We start from the raw sequence: 17659 nt of genomic DNA, 5'->3' as shown, positions 1-17659 counted from the left end.
AATAAGAGAAACTTTTGCAATATCAATAGAGGCAAGCTTATTTTTTAAAATGACTTGCTTTGTAAGTGCGACTTAGATTAGACAACGCATCTGCTTTGGGAAAACCATATTTATCTGCTTGCGGACTATTCCACTTATTACGCATTTCTTTCACTAGATCGCCCTGGTCTTTTGTAAAATTTAAAATCTGTTCTTTTAATTCTTCAAATTTTTTTGCAGTTTTTACCATTTTTTCAAGCACGGGATTTTGACGATCTATACATTCCATATAGCCAGTTAGGATTGAAGTATCTCCTTCAAACTCTGACTTAAACTTATTCACCCAAGTTCTTTTTGTTAGGGGGGTAAAAACCTTTGATTTCTTTTTTCCAGCCATGATGTCTCTCCAAATGGCAATTAACATATCTCATGAACTCACTTCTGTCAAGGAGAGATTTATTAACTATTTCAATAGTTGTGAAAATTTAACGCTTAATCGTGAAAAAATCACAATCCATGAAAAAATCCCGTTTTAATACGGGGGCAGCGTGAAAAAGTAATCTTCATAAATTATTGAATAATAGCTATTTGTGAATTTTTATATCAAAAAACTTGTCATCTTCGATCCTCGTTAACGCTTAAACAAAACACATAATAGCAATGCCACCAATTAACAATCGAAACAAAGATCACCAAGAGATCAAAGGCACCACGCACGCCTTTTATGGTTTGATGCAGTTAGGAGACGCTGAACAGGTTTACGCCATGTTATCGCCTAACCTTCGGCAGTTGACATTGGAAGAACAGCACGCAGAGAAATATCAAAGCTGTTTCAAGTTCGGTCGAATAATCTGCGGGCATAGCATCTATGACTTGATCGAAATCAAGGAGGGCTTTTTTGATAGCACCGTTTTAGTATGCGTTATGGATGAAAAAGCAAAGCCAGTATCCAAAACAGGAAAGTATAGTGAGGAAGATCAAAGATACTGCGCTTTCAAAATTCAATTCATTAAACTGAATGGTTGTTGGTTCATTGATGACATTACCCTGTATAATGAGTTTTGGAGTAACGAGTTTAAAGAACTGCTGAAAGAACACGCAGGTCAGGAATAGGCGTGTGAGTTAAACCTTATCCTTTTTTCATGCGGTATTTTTTGCTACGCACTACCGCCTGGTTGAATACGCTTTTGGCAGGCAATAGCCAAGCCTTGCCGATAGCACATTAGAGATTAAATTTAAGCCCGGCTATATAGCAATGGCGCTTGCGCCCACCACCGAAACAACTTTTACACCATAGTGGCCACTATGAATTTTGAGACACCCATTTTTTGAATTTATAAATCAGTTTTAAATGTCACTGAATAAACCAGATCGCCAAACAATCATTAAAGCAGCCAAAGAGAATGATGCTAAAATCAAATTCTCGGACAGCTTAGGACGAGTGCAAGTAGGCGGCAGCGGAGGCTCCGTTTATACTGATCGCACAAGCGCTGTGAACGCGATCAACGGCAGTAAGAAGAAATAAAAGCCTCAATTAAAAATGCCCCACGGGAAGAACAAAATCTCGGGCCTGAGTACGTGGTGTATTTTTCTTGCTTGATACAAGACTGTTTTAAACAGTCATTCCGAGGAACCAACGGTTCCAATTTACTGAAACAAATATTGTATAATTAAACTTGAATTGTCATGCAGAATGATAGTAAGGCTACCCGTGTGTTCGGTGTAAGCCGCGAAGAAATCAAGGCGCTTGTAAAAAGCACCAATTCAGAAACATTCACAAAATGGCTACTGCATTTAATGGGCATTTTCCTAACGCCTATTACTCTGATGGGCATGCTCGGTGGATATCGCTACTCATTTAAGCGTATCGGTTTTCCTAAAGGCGAAAAGCCAATCCTTCATGATGATGGGGATAGACCAATTTACACTTTTGCAATGATAGCCGGCGCAGTTGCGGTATGGGCTGTTATTGGTGTCGCCTTTTATTTTGCGTCAGATTTCATGAAATCCTATTTCGGGCGCAGGGATTATATTCTACCGACAGTGTTCTTCATTGGTTTTAATCTGATGGTTTCTATTGTCATCATGCGGAATTTCCAAAAATGGCAAGCCATGATGAATCAAACATTAACCGTTCAAACCCAGTTTGGTTCAGCAGCATGGGGAAATTTTAATGATTTTTCCGACTTGCATAAAAGAAATGGCATCTATGTAGGCGGTGGTGATTTCGCTTACAGCAAGCATGGTCATTGTATAACTGTGGGTGGGGCGCGATCAGGGAAACTTACGACGTTGATCGGACCTTATATTTTAGGTCGTAGTAATTATTCAGGATCAATGTTTTGTGTGGATATTAAAGGGGAATTGGCAGCTATTTCCGCACGCTATCAACGCAAAATTGGTAATAAGGTGCTCATTCTTGATCCGTGGGGTGTCAATCCAGGTAAGAGTAGTTGCTACAATCCACTCGATTTAGTAAGCGGCGAAACAAATCCAGATGCACTGATTGATAATGTTTCTGTCATTGCCGAAATGATCGTTCCAAAGTCGAATAAAGGAGATGACTATTGGAATAGCCGCGCCCGGTCTGTAATTTCTACTTTCCTGATACATTTAGTTACGTCAGAGCCAAAAGCACCTCATACACTTGGCGAATTATGGCGGCGCTTGCGCTTGCCTGAAAACGAGTTCATGGATTTACTTTCTTCTATGGCAGCAAGCGAAAACGAAATTGTCGCGGCTGGCGCTAACGAGATAGTGTATTTAATCGAAGCATCTGAGAAGGCTTGGGGTTCAATTTTATCAACGGCCCTCGACAAAACCGATTTTCTCAAATCACCTGCCCTGCGCAAATCCCTTGAATCTTCAACGTTTGATATTAAAGAGCTGAGTGACGGCAAAACGACCTTGTATGTCATTATACCGCCTGATCAATTGGAAGCGCAAAGTCAATGGTTGCGTCTTGTGTTTACAACTGCTTTGCGTGCTGTCATCCGCGCTCGCACAAACAAGCGCATTACCTTTCTGATTGATGAGTGTGCTGCATTGGGTTACCTGCCCGAGCTTAAAACGGCTTTTGCGACTTACGCGGGTTATAACGTCACCATGTGGCCTATTTTTCAAGACTTGTCCCAGGTTAAATCTCTCTACGGTGATGCATGGGAAACCTTTATCAGCAATGCGACTGTTCGCCAGTTTCTCGGTATAAATGATGAACTGACATCTGCTTACCTGGAAAGACAAATGGGAGTAAAAACGGTTGTGACGTATGATGATGGAAAGCCGAGTGCCAGCGCGCGGCCACTGGCAACTGCGGACGAAATCAGACGTGGCTCAAAAGACAACATCTTTGTTTTTGTCGAACAGCGTCCGCCGACATATTTTCCCAAACAGCCTTATTACGAAATGCCTGAACTCTACGACAGGCACGATGCCAATCCTTTTTATAACGCATAAACTTTAAGTCATGAGTCTTAGAACCATTTTGCTTCAGCATAACAAGGAGACAAATGAGCTAAAAAGCGCTGAAAAAGGTCAATGGAATCAATTATTGGAGAGGCAAGAAAACGCTTTGCTTGACAGTGACGGCAACACTAATCTCGCAGGCCGTTTCGCGAAAGAACGTGATGAGCATAATGACCGTTTTAGAAAAGAAAAAGCAGAGCTGATGAGCAAGCATCAACAGGAGTTAGAAGAGTATAAAAGGTCACGACAGCAATCACGTTCCGACAGGGATAGAGAACGTTAATCGCCCGGAATTTCATGTGGGGGTTGCACGCAAGACGTGACTTGTCATCACAAGTCGTCTTGTAAGGGGGATGTTTTAAAACATTCCCCCTTAACCCCCTAACACCGCACAAATCATTTCAGCATGACACAGGCAGATAATACAAATGAAAATAAAAAGCGCGTGCTGATTCAGCTGCGCACAACCGAAGAAGATAAAGCCGTACTGCAAGCAAATGCAATAGCCGCAGGCATGACGGTAACGGATTTTATCAAAAATCGAACGATAGGAAAACAGCCCCGCACCAGGATGGCAACGCCTGAAAGAGAAATGCTCATGGGCCTGCAACACCAAATCAGTATGATCGGCAATAACGTAAACCAGATTGCCAAAGCGATGAATGCGGAAAAGAAAGCTTTTTATTCCGTTACGGTCAAAGAAACCTTGATTGCGCAGACCTTGACCGATTTAAGCACTCTTGCCAATCATATTTCAAATCTACTCGAACATGGTCATACGGGGGAGCGTACGGGGGAACGGCAAACAACTGGCGAATTACCTGCTGACGAAAGCGGACAATGACAATATTCGGGTCCTGGACATTCAGGGAACGTGTTACCCGGACAATTTGAAAAAAGCATTGTTGCAAATGTCGTTGACCAGTGAGTTAACTAAAAGTGACAAAGGGCTTTATCACGTGCAGATATGCCCGGCTTATGATGACGATAAGCAAATGACTAAGAATGATTGGGTACGGGCTGCGGAAATACTGGAACAAGAGGTAGGCTACACGGGTCAGAAACGCGCCATCGTCCTGCATGAGAAAAAAGGCCGGATTCATGCGCATGTCGTTTGGGAGCGATACGATCATGAACATAAACGAATGATACCTAATCATTATTCAAGGCTTGCCCAGGATCGGGCAAGGATAAGAATGGAAAAGGAGCTTGAACACGAAAGAACACCTGAGCGGAATGAACGCCGTCCAGAAATGAAAGAGTATCTGTCAAAAGTTTGGCAGCGGACGGACAGCGCCGCATCCTTCATGAAAACCATTGCAGAGAAAGGCTATGTCATTGCAGTGGGTACACAACGCCCTTATATGGTCATCGATGAAAAAGGTAGATCCTTTGATTTAGTTCGGCAGTTGGAAAAAGTAAGAACGAAAGAAGTTCGAGAGCGGTTTAAGACGACAAAGCTCGTTCGAGAAAAAGAAGCAATTGAACAAGTACGGGTAAGACAAAGGAGTGAGAAGCAGAAAGAAAAAGCCAAACAACGCGTCGGTTGGGAAATGTTGCAGCAAGCCGCCAATGACAATATCCGGCAAATCACCGAGCAGCAGCAAAAGGAAAAATCTGTTGAAAAGTCCCGCTCGATGCAAATGTCATTTACAGTCGAAGGAAATCAGGCGCAAAAGTCAAAGGAGAAATTGAAAGAGGTCGTTCAACAGATGGACGAGCAAGAGGCCAAAAAGAAAGAGGTATTGGAGAGATTAAAACGGGCAAAGTTGGAAAGAGCCAAACGGTTTAGAGAGAATGAACGGGATTTATAATTGAATAGATAATCGGGATAAAACCTGGTTATCTATTCTAAAAAAATTTAAAAAATGTCTGTAAATAATAATGCAATGCATGCGCTTTTAGAACGTCAGGAGCAAGAGCAGAAACATTTAGCGGCTGCGGCCCAAATGGCGTGGGAAAAGTGTCGAGAGGTAGGAGATCAATTATTGTCACCGTATAACGGTGAATACGAAAATGCGCCGAAAGATGTCAAAAAAATGTTGAGTCAATTACGCCAAAACTATATGGAGGAATGGAGCAGCATTGGCAAACTTACTAATCTTATGAAAGAGCGGCATGAAAGGGAACGCGAAGAACTCGTAAGGAAAAACTTGATCCTTGAAAAATTGAGACAAGCAAAAGAAAATAACAGAAATAAATCGAGAGACCGTGAGCGCTGATAATAACAGCTTAATGCTGACAGAAGATGAAATAAATTCAATCGAATGGGTTAGAAATTTATCGCCAGAAGAAAAATCGGAATTAATTTTGCTGGTCTACGAACTCTCCCTCGCCTTATATAATCTTTATTCCAACAGCAATGAGTAACATTCAATATTTTCAACGCTTCGTACCAAAGAAGCAGGCCGAAGAAGTATCTAATAAAATAGTGTGGTCATACACACGCGTAAGTTCAAAAGATCAGTTCGATAAAAATTCCAGTGTTGAGCGCCAACGTGAAGCAAATGTAGCGTATGCCAATGCTTACGCTTATGAGATCACCGAGCATTTCGGCGGCACATATGAAAGTGGCAAAAGTGATTGGACACGCAAAGAGTTTAAACGCCTGATCGAAAAAATCGAATCAAGCCGCAAAAAGCCTTACGCCATCTTAGTATATAAAATGAGCCGCTTTTCTCGTACTGGTGGAAATGCCATCGGCCTTGTTAATTACCTGACCGAAGATTTAGGCGTTATCTTGATCGAAGTATGCAGCGGCATCACCACCGCAACAGAACGAGGCAAAGCCGCCATCTATGAAAGTTTGTTTCACGCGTTCAAAGAAAATTTGGAAAAGAAAGAGATCGTCATCCCCAGCATGATCGCTTCTATGAAAGCGGGCAACTGGATGGGCGTCGTTCCTTTCGGCTACGATCAGTTCGGGCGCAAGGTACGTGATGAACATCGGATCGCTTTCAAACAACGCATTGAGATCAATAAAGACGGCGAACTACTGAAAGAGGCATGGCAGTGGAAAGCCACTGGTTTGTATAGTGATGCGCAGATTATTACAAAACTGGCTGTGCGTGGACTTGTTATGAGCAAACAGAGGCTAAGCGACATGTGGCGCAAACCTTTTTACGCCGGGATACTTATCAATAGTTTACTCGAATGTCCTGTTGCCGGAAATTGGCCTCCGCTTGTCAGTCATGAAGATTTTGTCAAAGTGCAGCACATCCTGGAAGGCAATCCTTCAGGCTATGCGCAAAATAAGGATGAAGATCAACGCCCCTTAAACCGCCTGCTGAAATGCAATGACTGCGGTGGCTATATGGTCGGATATTTGGTACGGAAAAAAGGGCTGCATTATTATAGATGTTTGCAATGTAATGGCGTCAGCATAAATGCTTTTACCACCTTGCGGGCAAAAAAGAGAGGTGCCCACGACCTGTTTATGGATTTTCTGTCATCGTTCTCGATTGCCGACAAAATCGTGCCGCTCGTAAAAATGCAGTTGACTAAAATATTCAATCAGTACAACCAGGGTAACGTTCAAATTGATGATGCGGTGCGGAAACAATTACAAACGTTGGAGCAACAAAAAAAGCAACTGCAAATTCGTCACGGTCTCGGGGAGATCGATAAAGAGACTTACTACCTGACCCATGCGCATTTGACCGAGAAAATCGTTGACGTGACGAGGGAATTGAACACCCTAACCCGACCTATATTGAACCTGGAAAAATTAATTTCTGTATCGCTTAAAAAGCTGCAAAACCTCAGTGAAATATGGGCTTCCAGCGTTCTTGAAACAAAAAGAAGAATACAAAAGACACTCTTTCCAGAAGGCATTTTTTACTGCGTTCAAAAACATTGTTATCGAACCCAAAAAATGAACGCATTTATCGCTCTAACACACAGTATATCAATAGAGTATGTTACAAAAGAAACCCGGACATTCGATGGAATATCCGGGTTGGCTCCCCCTTCAGGACTTGAACCTGAGACCCTCTGATTAACAGTCAGATGCTCTAACCAACTGAGCTAAGGAGGAATATGATTCCCATTTCAGAACTGCTTGACTTGCCGGTAGTTAGTTGCTACCTCTTATCCGAAACGGGCAGCAAAAATAAGGAATTTATCATTTACAAAAACAAGGAGAATAGAAAAATTAGTCCTCTTTTCGAATATTTTTTTGAATCCTACAGCCAGCTAAATAATCCGCCATCCGGAACACCTACAAAAAGGGCCTCGCCCCGCACTTCTACCGGATATGTTTTTAAATAATACCCCTCTCCACTCGTATTCCGGCCATTCTTTAAACTGAATTTATACCGGTGTACCGGGCAAACCACATTTCCGACAGCATCTATATATCCTTCCGACATAATTCCGCTGGCATGCGGACATTTATAAGCAAATCCAAACCATTCCTCGCCAAACCTGGCAATACAGATCTTTTTTCCCTTTATTTCAACCACGGCAATGCCGTGATCGCTGAAGGTGAGTTCAGTGGGATGTTCAGCTATTTGGTGGTACTGGTATTTTTTCTCGGACATACCCTCTTAAAAACCCGTTTTATATGGATACCGGATTCTATATAATTCTTTCACCTTGTTCAGGATGGTTGAGCGCAGTTCGTCGATATTCCTTCTTTCAGTGGCAGAAATAAAAACGCAATTGCCTTGCAGTTGATTTTCCCAACGTTCTTTCAGATCCACCAGTATTTCGGTACGTACTTCTTCCTCGAGCCAGGGATCGAAGGTGTTTTTTTCGTACTGGTCCATTTTATTGAAAATGGTGATCGTGGGTTTGTCAATTACATTCAGTTCCTGCAGGGTTTTATTTACTACGCCAATCTGATCTTCGTATTGCGGATGCGAGGTGTCGGCAACGTGCAAGAGAATGTCGGCCTCGCGTACCTCATCGAGCGTGCTTTTAAAACTTTCAACCAGGTGGTGCGGCAGTTTGCGAATAAACCCTACCGTATCACTTAATAAGAATGGCGTGGTTTCAAAAACTACTTTGCGGGTAGTGGTATCGAGTGTAGCGAATAATTTGTTTTCGGCAAAAACATCACTTTTCGACAGCAGGTTCATGATGGTGCTTTTGCCCACGTTGGTATAACCTACCAGTGCTACCCGAATAAATTCGCCCCTGTCTTTACGTTGAGTGGCCGACTGTTTGTCAATTTCGCTCAGGCGTTTGCGCAGCAACGCTATTTTTTCACGAACTATCCGCCGGTCGGTTTCAATTTCCGTTTCACCGGGACCCCTTGTTCCAATACCACCCCCTAACCGTTCCAGGTGTTTCCACATTCCACGCAGGCGGGGCATCAGGTACTGGTACTGGGCCAGTTCCACCTGGGTTTTGGCTTGTGCGGTTTTGGCGCGGCGGGCAAAAATGTCCAGGATAAGGTCGCTGCGATCGATGGTTTTTACCTCGAGCACATTTTCAATATTCTGGATCTGTGATCCGCTTAGTTCATCGTCGAAAATTACAATATTGATATCCCGGCCTTCGATGTAATTTTTAATTTCTTCCAGCTTGCCTTTACCAACAAAGGTGCGGCTATCGGGATGCGGCAGCTTTTGTACAAATCGCTTTACGGCTTTGGCGCCGGCCGTTTCGGCCAGAAATGCCAGTTCGTCCAGGTACTCTGTAACCTGTTCTTCGGTTTGTAGTTTATGTACCAGTCCTACCAGTACAGCTTTCTCTTCGTTTTGAATGATGTTCTTCTTATCTAACAAGTCCTTCGATTTTCGGTGCAAAAGTAAGCTGAAAAGTCGGAAACTGGGGTAGATGGGTTTGCGAAAGGGACTTACTTTCCGGGTTATTGTGGTTTGGGTTACCGGGTGGGTGTTAACCGGGAGGCCTGAAAATAAAAAATCCGGAAGGTGGTCGCTGTGGCGAAACTCCTTCCGGATCGTATATTGATGAGTGATTACCTTATTATAAACCGCTGATACATAAGCCTATCGTGAACGGCCTTACATCGTATAAGGGCGATCCCGAGCCTGCAGCTCCGTCTTTAATGAACTGGTTTACCTGGTAAGAACCGAAAATACCAAACACCCCTTTGCTTATGCGACCGGTTACGGCCAGGCGCGTACTATTAAAGTATCGTTTTGATTTTATCTTCTCGGTATAGTTGTTAATAACTCCGCCTTTGCTTGACATTAAATTCTTACCCTTTGTCATGGCGCTTAACATGGTTCCGATCTTTCCACCCACGGCCATTTTCCAGCTTTTATTGGTGTTATCCGGGTCGGCGGCAAAACGAAGCTCAACTGGTATTTCAAGATAAGTAGTAGCTATTTTGTATTTTTTGAAATAAGTGGTATCTGCCTTGAAAGCAAGCTGATTGGAGTATCTGCCTGCAATGTCGATGGTTTGTTTATTAAGATAGAAGTTGTCGGTTCCCAAACCAATACCAAGGCCTACACTAAAGCGGGGGCTTGTTTTGAAGGGGAAGTCGAACATGAAATACATATTAAAGGTGCGGGGGATACCTTTTGTATTAATGGTATCTGGTTTAGAAGCCCAACCATTATATCCCACTTGTATCATAAAGTGGTCGTTAGCCCGGTTGGGGTTATACTTCCACTTTTTGGGAGCTGTCTTGGTAGAATCCTGTGCAAATAAGGGAAGTACAAATGCCAATGCGAGGGAAAGCGTAATCAATTTTTTCATACTGTTCTCAAATGATTGTCAAAAGTATCTTTCACAGGGTTAATGAAAGGTTAAGGTTACAAAAAAGCCCATAGCAAGCCATGGGCAAAAGAGGTAATTGGTTGACTTTATTACGAACCGTTCCTGCGGCTATCGGGGAGCGATACGTCAAACAAGGAATTTTACACTACAGAGCCCCTGTATTAATCGACCAAAGAACTGGCAGTCTTGTGTAAGGGATACTCTAACCCTCCCGATAATTTTTTGGAGGAGAAAGTCAACATGAAATAAGAACTAGTGTGGATCCTTACCGATATCTATCGGGAGACCCTCCCGACTGCGTCGGGATGCTCTAACCGTCCGAGCTAAGTGGATTCGTTCTAAATCAAAAAGCTGTGGATCCTGCTGGGATCGAACCAGCGACCCTCTGATTATGAGTCAGATGCTCTAACCGTCTGAGCTAAGGATCCATTTCGTTTCAAAGAGCAGCAAAATTAGATAAATTCGTTCAGTACATGACAGAAATCTCATTTAATTTTTAAATTATCTTAGCAGCAGCTTTCCGACCAACCATTTGGTCTTTTTTTCAGAACGATTAGCAGTTTTTTATTATGCTTGCCAGCGCCAACATTCCGGAACTGCAACAGCGCATTGCGCTTTTTGACGACCAGTCCGCGTATAAGGAACTGTTTGCCCATTTCTATAAGTCCCTGCAGCAGTTTGCCGCTTCCATTGTCCGTTCCCACGAAGTGGCGGAAGAAATCGTTTCTGATGTATTTATAAAGGTATGGAAGAAAAGGGCTGGCCTTACCCGTATTAATAACCTCAAACTATACCTCTTTATCAGTACCCGCAACGGCGCCCTCAACTACCTGCGTACCCGGAAAAAGATCATTATGCAACCCGATCAATACTTCGTGCAGTTGCAAAGCATTTATTTCAACCCTGAAAAATTAATGCTTACGGCCGAAATGATGAACCGGGTGCAAAAAGCTATCAATGACCTGCCGCCCCGCTGCCAACTTATCTTCAAACTGATAAAGGAGGATGGCCTCAAGTACCGGGAAGTGGCAGACCTATTGCATATTTCTGTGAAGACGGTTGAAAATCAAATGGCTATTGCCATCCGTAAAATTGGGCTGGCCATTCATTTTGATATTCGAACTACTATGTCTTCATAAGCCATGGCCGGATATTCCCCCCCGCTACCTATGTAAAAAAATCTTTCGCTGGTTTAGGGGTATGCTTTTTACAGTAGTGTCCTTATGTGTATATCTATTATACACAATGAGTAAGGACAGAACCTGGTTTTTAATTGGTAAAAAACTGGCTGGTGAGGCAAGCGCCGATGAGTTGAACGAACTGGAGGGTCTGTTGCGTAGCGACCCTGATATGCACTATGCACTTCAAAACATAACTGACTTATGGAATTTGCCTACACCTGTAAACAATGATGCAGAGGAGGCATTTAACCGTCATGTCAGTAGATTAAGATCAACCACCACAGACTGGGACCATCCTGATGAGGATCCCGCACTTCAACCCGGACATACATATTCAGTTACTCAAAAGTATTCCCGAAAAAAAATGATGATCGTAAGTATTGCAGCCGCTGTACTTATGGTAGTAATCATTTATTGGTATAATTCAGAAACAAAACGGGCAGTTGCTGCCCGCCCTTTTCCCGTGGTGCAAACCGCAGAGCCTATGGTGGTAAGTACGCTCAACGGATCTAAATCAACCATCAATTTACCCGATGGATCAAAGGTTTGGTTGAATGCAGGCAGTAAACTTAGCTATAATAGGGATTTTGGCGGCGATATACGCGAGGTAGAATTAAGTGGCGAGGCATTTTTTGAAGTAAAGCCAGTAACAGTTCCCGGAACAAAACAACGCGTGCCCTTTATTATCCATACTCAATATATTGATGTACGCGTGCTGGGCACCGCCTTTAATGTAAAAGCGTATCCCAAAGATAAACAAACCGAAACCAGCCTCATACATGGCAAAGTAGAAGTACAGGTGCATAACCAGCCCGAAAAAAAGTTCCTATTACGCCCCAATGAAAAACTGGTGGTAAAAAATTCAGCAACGAATGAAACCACTGCCGGTAAAGCAGATAAGACTGGCAGCAGCCATCAGCCCTTTGTATCGCTCAGCAATTTAACTTATAAGGATACCACGGTTATAGAAACCGCGTGGGTGCAAAACAAACTGATTTTTGATAATGAATTGTTTGCTGATATAGCTGAAAAAATGGAACGCTGGTACAATGTGGAAATCGTATTTAAGGATGTAAAATTAAAAACCGAGCCGATGTCTGGCTCTTTTACAACTGAAACCATACAACAGGCCCTTGATTACATGAGCGTAACAACCCCTTTTCATTATACCATACATGGAAATAAAATAACGATAGGCAGATGATTTAAAAATCAAAACGATTGCAAATGAATAACAACAGTTCATAAGCCTGTAATAAAAAGCGGAACCTCATTGCAGTGAGATCCCGCCAGGTAAAATACAGGCTGAAATGAGATTTCCTGTTTAGGCGCAGGAAACACCTATTATTTAACCTTCCAATTAACAAAGTATGAAAAAAAACGGAATTCCGCTGAGTTTCGGCAGGGACCCGCTTTTCCTAAAGTTCGTCCGGATTATGAAGCTTGCATTCGCTATAATACTAATCAGTTGTCTTCATGTTACAGCCGGTGGCTATTCTCAAAACAGGATCAGTGTTGACTTTCAGTCGACCCAATTAAAAAGAGCTTTATCATTTATAGAAAAGAACAGCAACTACCGGTTTCTGTATAATGAAAAACTGGTGACCAATGCTCCCCGCATAACACTCACAATGGTTAATGCCGAAGTAACTGAAGTGTTAAACAGGTTGTTGAACAATACCGGCCTCTCCTATCAATTAATGGCCAATAACCTGGTGATTCTAAAAACAGGGTTGGCTGTAATGCAGGACATAAGGGTAACGGGCAGGGTTACCGGTACTACAGGCGAACCGGTGGCCGGTGCATCGGTGATTGTCAAGAATACAAGCATTGGCACCACTACCGATGGGGCAGGCAATTATGCATTGACAGTACCGGATAGTGCGGTGCTGGTAATTTCTTCGCTGGGTTTTGAAACGCAGGAAGAAGCCGTTAATGGGCGCGCTACCATCAACGTCACATTGAAAGCAGCCGACGCCTCATCGCTGCAACAGGTAATTGTAGTAGGTTATGGTACCAGCACAAAAAGAGACCTGACGGCCCCGGTTGCGGTGGTGAATACGGAAGAGTTGGTAAAGCGCACCACAGCAAGCCCCATGCAGGCATTGCAAGGCAGTGTAACAGGCGTTCAGGTTATTACTACCGGAGCACCGGGCGGTACGCCTACTGTACGCATCAGAGGGGTTGGTTCGTTCAATAACACTTCGCCCTTGTATGTAGTGGATGGGATGTTCGTTGACAATATCGACTTTTTAAATCCCAATGATATTGGTGAAATGTCGGTCTTAAAAGATGCCTCCGCGGCTGCCATTTACGGGGTGCGGGCCGCAAACGGCGTTGTAATTATCACTACCAAAAAAGGAAAGTACAATCAAAAGACCCGGGTAACCTATAACGGGTACTTTGGTGTGCAAAAGCCTTCAGGTAATTATAAACTGGCCAATGGATCGCAATATGCAGCGATGGAGCTGGCCAAGCAAACTTCAGCAGATTCTATCCGCGTTACCAATTCAGTTGCCAAATTTGGCGGTAGTGGCGTAAACCCAACCACCAATACTGACTGGTATGATGAATTGTTGAAGAGCTCAGCGCTCATGCACAACCACAGCCTGGATATAAGTAGCGGCTCGGCTAAAGTAAACTACACACTTGGGTTGAATTACTTTTACCAGGATGGTGTTATGGAAACCGATAACAGCTATAAAAGATATAACGGCCGTTTTCAAATAGAAGCCAAACCGTATGATTTTTTAAAGATGGGTATCACGGCGCATTTCACCAATTTCACCCAACAGAATCCAAATAACGGTGCTTTTTCACTGGCGTATATGGCTTCGCCATTATACCCGGTGTTCGATCCTACCAATACATTGGCAAAGCCTGATAAATATACTTCTTCTTCCACGCTTGGGTTTAACAACGGCGTTTTTAATAACCCGGTTGCTGCTGCCAAATACTGGTACGACAAAACAAAAGGATTCCAGGTGCTGCCGTCCGTTTACCTGGAAGCAGATATCATAAAAAATAAATTGTCTGTTCGCTCCCAGTTAAGCCAGCGCTATGGTTCTAACCTGAACCAGAATTACCTGCCTGAATACTATGTTGATAATATTCAGCAGGCGCGGGTATCAGTGTTAACTACCACAGAGGATAGAACACAGAATTACATCCTGGATAATTTAATTACCTACAAAGACAGTAAAGACAAACACCATTGGACCGTATTGTTGGGTCAATCGGCCCGGCAGGAACAGTTCAGGTCAACCCAGGTGATCACCGATAGTATACCGCCTAGCCAAATATACTGGTATGCGGACCAGGGTTCCCGCCGGTCGAATGGTTATAATGAAACGGGTTTCAGGAATACCTCACTTTCTTATTTTGGCAGATTGGAGTATAACTATGCCGGTAAGTATTTATTAACGGCTACTTTCCGCGCCGATGGAACGTCGAAATACCAGGAAAAATGGGGCTACTTCCCTTCAGTTGGTGTGGGCTGGGTGCTGTCGGATGAAGACTTTATGAAGGACAACAAAATATTCGACCTGTTGAAGCTTCGCGGATCCTGGGGAAAACTGGGTAACGACAATGTGCCACCAAGCTCTGGTTATGCAGTTGTGTACAGTGGCAATGATTATTCAGGCATTTTCAACAGCACCGCTACCAGTAATGGCGTACCGGTTACCGGTTATCGCATCGATCCTTTATTTGGTACGGTAAAATGGGAAGTAGTGACCGAGTGGGATGGCGGTATTGACTTTTCACTTTTGAACAAGCGATTGAAAGGTTCGGTGGATTATTATCACCGCCAAACAAGCGACCTGGCATTTGAAAGAACTTTCCCTTATATAAGCAATATAAAAGTATATGGTAACTGGGGTAAGGTAAATAACAGCGGCATAGAAGTAACATTGGATTGGGCCGATAAAATAGGCGGGCTGGGCTATCATATAGGCGGAAATATTACCACTGTAAAAAATGAGGTGATTGACCTGAACGGCCTTAAAAACATCCCGGGTGGGTTGGCCGAGTTCCCAACCCTGTCGCAGGTAGGAGATCCATTCAACTTCTTTTATGGATACCAGGTAGCAGGTATTTACCAGAATCAGGCCGAAGTAAATGCCGACCCTAATGCGGTTGCCAATGGAGTAAAGCCAGGCTACTTCAAGTATGTAGATGTGAACAATGATAAAAAGATCGATGAGCTGGACCGGGTAAACCTGGGCAGTTATCTTCCCAAAATCAATTATGGGTTTAATCTTGGCGCGGATTACAAAAATTTTGACCTGAGCATTTTCTTCCAGGGTGTAGGAGGAAGTTATATCCTGAACAATAACCGGGCTACCCGGCAAAAATTCCCTGACATGAACGGGGATGAAAAGTTTGTAACCAGCTTGTGGACTGGCGAAGGTTCTACCAATAAATATCCTTCTGCTATTGCTACCACGCAATCATGGAATAACAGTCCAAGTTCATTTTTTGTAGAGAACGGCGCTTACCTGCGATTGCAGAATATACAACTGGGCTACAATTTCAAAGTAGGTGGAACAAATGGCGCTTCCTTCAGGATATATGCTACCGCCGATCGCCCGGTTATCTGGACCAGGTACTCGGGCGTTACGCCTGAAATAGCCACGCCGGCTCAGCTTCCGAAAGACCGGACCGCAATTCTATCCAATTCCACCTATACCCAAAACACCTCGTTTGGCTACGATACTAATGTTTATCCCACTACCGCAGTTTATTCACTTGGGGTAAGAATTACTTATTAACCTTAATTACGAAGGATCATGAACACAACTAAATATATTTTATTTCTACTGCTGGTGATGCAGGCAACAGCATGTAAGAAGTACCTGGACCGCGAAACGGAAGACAAGCAAAATAGTGCCTCCATCGATTACACCAATATAGGCGCTATGTATTCACCTGTGTCGGGGGTATATCGTACAGCAGCAGGTGAAAACCCGGGCTTTGTACACTGGATGGATTGTGGCGTACGGGTAGTACGTGGCGATGATGTGGCCAAAGGATCGTCGCCCAATGACCAGGGAACGCTTACGGATATTAAAAACTTTCAAAACGATAATCCGGGCGTGGTTACTTTCTGGGGCAACAATAATTACTGGGTCGATCACTATGCGGTAGTATTGTATTGCAACAATGCATTGGGCGAACTCGATAAATACCGGGCAAATATCCCTGCCGGGGATGCCACCAACCTGGCATTATATAATCAATACAGAGCCGAAGTAAGGGTTATCCGGGCCTGGGCGCATATCCTGATCTCACGGGTATTTGGAGATGTGCCTATTCTTAAGAACAATGATAATTTGCCGGCCACAACAAAAAGCACCGTACTGGAAATACGCCAGTGGGTGATCAGTGAAATGGATTCCTGTATAAGCTACCTGCCAGATGCCCGGCCTAACCAGGCTTCACCCAAAGGCGCTGTAACAAAATATACCGCTCTTTTAATAAAGGCTAAAGCAGCGGCTGATGCAGCCGGTAACAATAATGGAAGTTCGTATTGGGATATAGTTTTGTCTGCTACAAATGATATTATCGCCAGTCACAAATTCACCCTGTTCCCGGATTTCTATCAGCTCTGGAAAATCCCGGGCAAGCTGTCGGACGAATCATTATTTGAGCTGCAGTTTACTGATTTTGGCACCAGTACGGGAACCAATGTACTGCCTGGCGCATTTTTTACATTCCAGGGACCTAGCGGGAATCAGCAAGGCAGTCCTGTTTCGGGATGGGGATTTTTGTCGCCTACGCAAACTATTGTCGACTTTTTCAACAGCCGGAACGATTCGGTTCGCCTGAAAACAAGTGTATTGTTTGCAGGGTCAAGTGAAAACAGCTTTGTAACCACCCCATCTGGTGATAAAATTTATGGAAACTCGAATGCCCAAACCCGGTTCATGGGCAAGGCTTATTTGCCTGCCAATCAAATGACGCCGGGAAGAACAGACTATGGTTCCAATAACAACGTGCGCGTATTACGGTATGCAGATGTGTTATTATTAAATGCCGAGGCAAGTATCAGAAAAGGTCAGAGTGGTGATGTGAATTATAACCTGGTACACACCCGGGCAAAATTAAGCCCGGTAACAGGCGTAACCTTACAGCAGGTATTGGACGAACGCCGGGCTGAGTTTGCCTGTGAATGGTGGGGAGAAAGATATAATGACCTGATACGCACCGGCCAGGCTGCCACTGTATTGGCGCCGCAGGGCTTTGCGCCCGGTAAGGAGTATGTACCAGTACCACAGGCGCAAAAAGACCTGAACTCGAATTTATAGTTTACCTGATCGTACCCGCCCAAGTACCGA

16 protein-coding genes and 2 tRNA genes are annotated in these 17659 nt (G+C 43.7%); 12 read left to right on the top strand and 6 right to left on the bottom strand.

All coding sequences use genetic code 11. The features are described from left to right. Positions 1–37: 37 nt before the first annotated feature. Complete coding sequence (locus NIAKO_RS30140; protein WP_014222255.1) at positions 38–403, bottom strand: hypothetical protein; 366 nt, start codon at positions 401–403, stop codon at positions 38–40. A 236-nt stretch (positions 404–639) separates the two neighbouring features. On the opposite strand from NIAKO_RS30140, the gene NIAKO_RS30135 reads away from it, so the two are divergent. From NIAKO_RS30135 to NIAKO_RS37995, 8 genes are all read left to right on the top strand, one after another. Continuing rightward, on the top strand, positions 640–1092 hold the full coding sequence (locus NIAKO_RS30135; protein ID WP_014222254.1) for a hypothetical protein: 453 nt from the start codon (positions 640–642) through the stop codon (positions 1090–1092). Positions 1093–1330: 238 nt separating this feature from the next. Then, positions 1331–1504 carry a hypothetical protein gene (locus tag NIAKO_RS38805; protein WP_014222253.1) on the top strand — a complete coding sequence of 58 codons (174 nt, stop codon included), beginning with the start codon at positions 1331–1333 and terminating at the stop codon, positions 1502–1504. A 161-nt stretch (positions 1505–1665) separates the two neighbouring features. Beyond that, on the top strand, positions 1666–3435 hold the full coding sequence (locus tag NIAKO_RS30130) for a type IV secretory system conjugative DNA transfer family protein (protein ID WP_014222252.1): 1770 nt from the start codon (positions 1666–1668) through the stop codon (positions 3433–3435). Between the two features lie 10 nt (positions 3436–3445). Continuing rightward, the gene (locus NIAKO_RS30125) at positions 3446–3727 is read left to right on the top strand and encodes a hypothetical protein (RefSeq protein WP_014222251.1); all 282 of its coding nucleotides are present in this window, start codon (positions 3446–3448) and stop codon (positions 3725–3727) included. Between the two features lie 123 nt (positions 3728–3850). Continuing rightward, complete coding sequence (locus tag NIAKO_RS30120) at positions 3851–4288, top strand: plasmid mobilization protein (protein ID WP_014222250.1); 438 nt, start codon at positions 3851–3853, stop codon at positions 4286–4288. Further along, positions 4215–5258, top strand: coding sequence for a relaxase/mobilization nuclease domain-containing protein (locus tag NIAKO_RS30115; RefSeq protein WP_014222249.1), 1044 nt, complete (start codon positions 4215–4217; stop codon positions 5256–5258). Before NIAKO_RS30120 ends, NIAKO_RS30115 begins: the two co-directional genes overlap by 74 nt. Positions 5259–5312: 54 nt before the next feature. Beyond that, positions 5313–5666, top strand: a complete 354-nt coding sequence (locus NIAKO_RS30110) for a hypothetical protein (protein ID WP_014222248.1) — start codon at positions 5313–5315, stop codon at positions 5664–5666. 140 nt (positions 5667–5806) lie between these two features. Next, entirely contained in the window at positions 5807–7441 is a 1635-nt protein-coding gene (locus NIAKO_RS37995) for a recombinase family protein (RefSeq protein WP_071884260.1), read from the top strand. On the opposite strand, the gene NIAKO_RS30100 is transcribed toward NIAKO_RS37995, so the two are convergent. From NIAKO_RS30100 to NIAKO_RS30080, 5 genes are all read right to left on the bottom strand, one after another. After that, positions 7404–7480: transfer RNA gene (locus NIAKO_RS30100), tRNA-Asn, on the bottom strand. The genes NIAKO_RS37995 and NIAKO_RS30100 overlap by 38 nt on opposite strands. A gap of 148 nt (positions 7481–7628) precedes the next feature. Next, positions 7629–7985: a Rieske (2Fe-2S) protein gene (locus NIAKO_RS30095; RefSeq protein ID WP_014222247.1), complete on the bottom strand. Its 357-nt coding sequence runs from the start codon at positions 7983–7985 to the stop codon at positions 7629–7631. A 6-nt stretch (positions 7986–7991) separates the two neighbouring features. Beyond that, entirely contained in the window at positions 7992–9176 is a 1185-nt protein-coding gene (gene hflX / locus NIAKO_RS30090; RefSeq protein ID WP_014222246.1) for a GTPase HflX, read from the bottom strand. A gap of 202 nt (positions 9177–9378) precedes the next feature. Then, positions 9379–10119, bottom strand: a complete 741-nt coding sequence (locus tag NIAKO_RS30085; RefSeq protein WP_014222245.1) for an outer membrane beta-barrel protein — start codon at positions 10117–10119, stop codon at positions 9379–9381. Between the two features lie 375 nt (positions 10120–10494). Continuing rightward, a tRNA-Ile gene (locus NIAKO_RS30080) sits at positions 10495–10568 on the bottom strand. A 141-nt stretch (positions 10569–10709) separates the two neighbouring features. On the opposite strand from NIAKO_RS30080, the gene NIAKO_RS30075 reads away from it, so the two are divergent. From NIAKO_RS30075 to NIAKO_RS30060, 4 genes are all read left to right on the top strand, one after another. Then, positions 10710–11279, top strand: a complete 570-nt coding sequence (locus NIAKO_RS30075) for an RNA polymerase sigma-70 factor (RefSeq protein WP_014222244.1) — start codon at positions 10710–10712, stop codon at positions 11277–11279. Between the two features lie 106 nt (positions 11280–11385). Next, complete coding sequence (locus NIAKO_RS30070) at positions 11386–12525, top strand: FecR family protein (protein WP_041347478.1); 1140 nt, start codon at positions 11386–11388, stop codon at positions 12523–12525. A 232-nt stretch (positions 12526–12757) separates the two neighbouring features. Beyond that, positions 12758–16093: a TonB-dependent receptor gene (locus tag NIAKO_RS30065; protein WP_165761287.1), complete on the top strand. Its 3336-nt coding sequence runs from the start codon at positions 12758–12760 to the stop codon at positions 16091–16093. An 18-nt stretch (positions 16094–16111) separates the two neighbouring features. Continuing rightward, positions 16112–17629: a RagB/SusD family nutrient uptake outer membrane protein gene (locus NIAKO_RS30060; RefSeq protein WP_014222241.1), complete on the top strand. Its 1518-nt coding sequence runs from the start codon at positions 16112–16114 to the stop codon at positions 17627–17629. Positions 17630–17659 lie beyond the last annotated feature (30 nt).

Source organism: Niastella koreensis GR20-10 (assembly GCF_000246855.1).
Classification (GTDB): Bacteria; Bacteroidota; Bacteroidia; order Chitinophagales; family Chitinophagaceae; genus Niastella; species Niastella koreensis.
Note: the sequence above shows the minus strand (reverse complement) of the source record. Positions and strands in the feature narration are given on the sequence as shown.

Coding starts and splice junctions, on each gene's coding strand:
- NIAKO_RS30140 (WP_014222255.1), bottom strand. CDS start 403: ATGTTAATTGCCATTTGGAGAGACATCATGGCTGGAAAAAAGAAATCA.
- NIAKO_RS30135 (WP_014222254.1), top strand. CDS start 640: ATGCCACCAATTAACAATCGAAACAAAGATCACCAAGAGATCAAAGGC.
- NIAKO_RS38805 (WP_014222253.1), top strand. CDS start 1,331: ATGTCACTGAATAAACCAGATCGCCAAACAATCATTAAAGCAGCCAAA.
- NIAKO_RS30130 (WP_014222252.1), top strand. CDS start 1,666: ATGCAGAATGATAGTAAGGCTACCCGTGTGTTCGGTGTAAGCCGCGAA.
- NIAKO_RS30125 (WP_014222251.1), top strand. CDS start 3,446: ATGAGTCTTAGAACCATTTTGCTTCAGCATAACAAGGAGACAAATGAG.
- NIAKO_RS30120 (WP_014222250.1), top strand. CDS start 3,851: ATGACACAGGCAGATAATACAAATGAAAATAAAAAGCGCGTGCTGATT.
- NIAKO_RS30115 (WP_014222249.1), top strand. CDS start 4,215: ATGGTCATACGGGGGAGCGTACGGGGGAACGGCAAACAACTGGCGAAT.
- NIAKO_RS30110 (WP_014222248.1), top strand. CDS start 5,313: ATGTCTGTAAATAATAATGCAATGCATGCGCTTTTAGAACGTCAGGAG.
- NIAKO_RS37995 (WP_071884260.1), top strand. CDS start 5,807: ATGAGTAACATTCAATATTTTCAACGCTTCGTACCAAAGAAGCAGGCC.
- NIAKO_RS30095 (WP_014222247.1), bottom strand. CDS start 7,985: ATGTCCGAGAAAAAATACCAGTACCACCAAATAGCTGAACATCCCACT.
- NIAKO_RS30085 (WP_014222245.1), bottom strand. CDS start 10,119: ATGAAAAAATTGATTACGCTTTCCCTCGCATTGGCATTTGTACTTCCC.
- NIAKO_RS30075 (WP_014222244.1), top strand. CDS start 10,710: ATGCTTGCCAGCGCCAACATTCCGGAACTGCAACAGCGCATTGCGCTT.
- NIAKO_RS30070 (WP_041347478.1), top strand. CDS start 11,386: ATGAGTAAGGACAGAACCTGGTTTTTAATTGGTAAAAAACTGGCTGGT.
- NIAKO_RS30065 (WP_165761287.1), top strand. CDS start 12,758: ATGAAGCTTGCATTCGCTATAATACTAATCAGTTGTCTTCATGTTACA.
- NIAKO_RS30060 (WP_014222241.1), top strand. CDS start 16,112: ATGAACACAACTAAATATATTTTATTTCTACTGCTGGTGATGCAGGCA.